The sequence below is a fragment of the Clostridium sp. genome (assembly GCF_026168755.1).
Classification (GTDB): Bacteria; Bacillota; Clostridia; order Clostridiales; family Clostridiaceae; genus Clostridium.
Window position 1 is genome coordinate 1 of the sequence record NZ_JAPFDR010000097.1, and the last position, 3,040, is coordinate 3,040.

Here is a 3,040-nt window from a genome sequence, read left to right on the forward strand (position 1 = left end):
ACAGAAAATATAAATACTAAGGAGATAAAATCTAATACTGAAGATAAAACAAATGTAGTATCAAATAATAAAGGTAATGAATCTACAAATAATAAAAATAACTCTGAAAATAACAATGCTGGAAGAAAAGAAGTTAAGGGACAAATGGAAGATAGAACCATTGGACAATATATGAAAGATAAAGTACAAGGCTCAAGATTTGTTGATAACATTAATAGAGCTTATAGCTTAGGATACAATACTACAAGTAAATGGGATGTTAAAAATAGAAATAAAGGCAAGAAAGGAAGGAAGAAATAATGGCATACGTTTTACCAAAGGAAATTTCGTCATCAGTTAAATTAACAAAAAACTTATATGTTTTTGATTTAGTTTTTATGGGAATATTTATGTGTGTTGTATGGATATTAAATTTTTTAGTATATCCTCCATTAAGAACTTTTTATTATATTTTTATGGCTATTATGGGACTTTATTTTAGGAGTAATAGTTCAATTAATCCAAAGAGAAGAAAGTATCAAAGCATATATTATGCTTTAGTTAGAAACAGAAAAGCTTATATAAGAGAATAGGAGTGGTAGAAATACCATTCCTATTATTTTGGGAGGAATTAAAAAGTGGTAGTAAGAAAATTTGATGATATTAAAATAGAAAAGGAGAAAAAGAATATAAAAGTAAAACTAACAAAAGAAGAAAAAAAGATAAAGAAAGAGGAAAAGAAACAGAAAAAGTTAGAGTTAAAAGAAATAAGAAAAGCTAACAAAGATGTATTAGCTTCTACTAAGGATTTATTAGGATTTGTAGATGTTGATGATGACGACAGTATAATAATGAAAAATGGATATTTAGATATATTTCAAATTGATAGTAAAGATATATATTCGTTAACTGATGTTGAAACCACACTGAATATATATAATTTTATAGCATTTTTAAGATCATATCCATTTGATATAAAACTAATAACTATGAATTTTCCAGTTAATACATTAAAGCAACAAGAGTTTATCAAGAAGAAAATAAAAGAGTGTGATAATAAAAAATATTATTATGAATTAATAGAAGAGTTAGAACAACTGGTGTACTTAGAATCAACTAGACAAAATAGAGAATTTTATATCATGATATTTATTAAAGATACTGAAGAGAAGGAAAGTATTAAGAGAACATTATTTAGAAGTCAAAATATAGCTGTTCAACTTATTCCATTAACTGTAGAAAAGAAGCTAAAAATATTATTTAAGTTAAATAACCCCAACACAAAACTTATTAACTAGATAAAAGCTATATGGGAGTAGTTATGAAAAATAAAAAAATATTATGGGATAAATAGGAGGATAAATAGTTATGTATTTTGCACAATTAGATAAAAATGATGGTACTTGTATAATATGCTATGTAAAAGAAGATATAGTGATTGATGATGATATTAAGTTTTATTCTGAAGATGAAGAGAAAGTTAAAAGCTTTTGTGAAAATTGGAATACAGAAGTAATGAGTAATAAAAATTAAATATATTGCAAATAAAACAATGAAGTTTGGTCTTTCAAAATTGAACAATACGGTATTTACAAATTATGCTATAATATTAATTAATGAATTTATAATTTTTAGGGGCGGATTAATATATGGCAATAGAATTTGATTTTAGTGGATTGAACAATATGTATATTTCAGCTTTAGAATCATTAGATAAAGCATTAGCATTTGATTTAAAAGTGGGTAAAGGTAGATTTTTGTTTATGATGTTTTTATCAGAAGAAGATAAAGAATCTAAAGATATGCTATTCTTATATATGAGAAATACAAAAGTTATGAAAAAAATTAAATTATATGGTAATCATAGGAAAGGTATATTTAAGGCTTATATAGATAAAGAAATGAAAAATTGTTTTATTAGAGAATTACAATTAGAATACACAGGTGGAGATTTTAATTTTATGAATTTTCTTTATCAGCTTAATGGAGCTATTCCACAAGAAACTAATATAAGTGAGAAAATAGAAATTTTAAGAAAAAATCGTAATATTGTTAACAGATTAAATATTATTGATGATGCTGATAAAACTGTATTAATAGGAGAAAAAAGATTATCTGTAGGAAGTCCTCAGGATAAAACACTTAGAAAATTATATATGTATACTAATGCAAGGGTGGAAGATATTGATGAATTAATTGAATTATTAAAGAAAATGAATATGACAGTTGCTTGGACAACAGAAAACAATAGATATAGAGAAGCTGATATTAGAGGAATAATTGAGAATTTAAAATAAAATGAGATTTTTAAAAGATACTAATTAAATTTAGTATCTTTTTATTTTACTAAAAATAGGAATGGAGTGGAGAATATGGCGTTAAGAAAAAAGATAGAATACAATCCATATTTATTAAAGGCTATTCAGCCAGTAGGTGGAATTAGCTTTTCAGATAGAGCAATAATAAAAGGTGATGGATATGAGAGTTGTATAAGAATATATGAATTTAAAACAAGAGTAGAGAATTTTTGGCTTGAAGATTTAACAGATTTATCAAATGTAATAGTAACAGTTGATATTTCAACAGAAAATCAAAATAAAATCTTAGAGCAGATAGAAAGGTCTATATCAGAGCAATATACAAGAATAGATGATGCAGCAACTAATATTGATAGGATAAAGGCTTCAGCCGAAGTAGAAAAACTACAAGGGTTAGTAGATGACATAACTCAACATGAAGAAGTTATTAAGCTAGTAACTATTAGATATTATGTATCAGCTTTAACATTAGAAGAATTAGATATAAAAGTTAAAGAAGTATTAGAAGCTATAAAAAATAAAGGATATAGAGGTGCAGTATTAATTAATGAACAAGAGTATGAGTGGAAATCATTATTTGAGAGTGCAACTAATCAAAGTTATTTTAGAAATAAAAGAGTTGGAGAACCAATACCTTCTATTTATTTAGGTGGTGGTTATCCATTTCATTTTACGGAGTTAAGTGATCCAACAGGAATGTATTTAGGGACAACTAGAACTGGTGGAAATGTACTTTTTAATAT

At 25.3% G+C, this 3,040-nt stretch carries 5 protein-coding genes and 1 pseudogene; all 6 read left to right on the forward strand.

Annotation, left to right across the window (positions count from 1 at the left end):
• The coding region (locus tag Q0Y03_RS15290) for a hypothetical protein (RefSeq protein ID WP_297714648.1) at positions 1-300 on the forward strand (300 nt) is incomplete at its 5' end.
• Complete coding sequence (locus tag Q0Y03_RS15295; protein ID WP_055276923.1) at positions 300-572, forward strand: DUF5592 family protein; 273 nt, start codon at positions 300-302, stop codon at positions 570-572. The genes Q0Y03_RS15290 and Q0Y03_RS15295, both read left to right, overlap by 1 nt.
• A 45-nt stretch (positions 573-617) precedes the next feature.
• Complete coding sequence (locus Q0Y03_RS15300) at positions 618-1,277, forward strand: hypothetical protein (protein ID WP_297714649.1); 660 nt, start codon at positions 618-620, stop codon at positions 1,275-1,277.
• 70 nt (positions 1,278-1,347) lie between these two features.
• Positions 1,348-1,512, forward strand: coding sequence for a hypothetical protein (locus Q0Y03_RS15305; protein WP_156327837.1), 165 nt, complete (start codon positions 1,348-1,350; stop codon positions 1,510-1,512).
• A 116-nt stretch (positions 1,513-1,628) separates the two neighbouring features.
• Positions 1,629-2,276, forward strand: coding sequence for a hypothetical protein (locus tag Q0Y03_RS15310; protein WP_055291679.1), 648 nt, complete (start codon positions 1,629-1,631; stop codon positions 2,274-2,276).
• Positions 2,277-2,351: 75 nt separating this feature from the next.
• Positions 2,352-3,040: pseudogene (locus Q0Y03_RS15315) on the forward strand (ATP-binding protein); the annotation flags it as partial.

What these genes read in the sequence shown, in the direction of transcription:
- Q0Y03_RS15295 (WP_055276923.1), top strand. Translation starts at nt 300, where the DNA reads ATGGCATACGTTTTACCAAAGGAAATTTCGTCATCAGTTAAATTAACA.
- Q0Y03_RS15310 (WP_055291679.1), top strand. Translation starts at nt 1,629, where the DNA reads ATGGCAATAGAATTTGATTTTAGTGGATTGAACAATATGTATATTTCA.
- Q0Y03_RS15305 (WP_156327837.1), top strand. Translation starts at nt 1,348, where the DNA reads ATGTATTTTGCACAATTAGATAAAAATGATGGTACTTGTATAATATGC.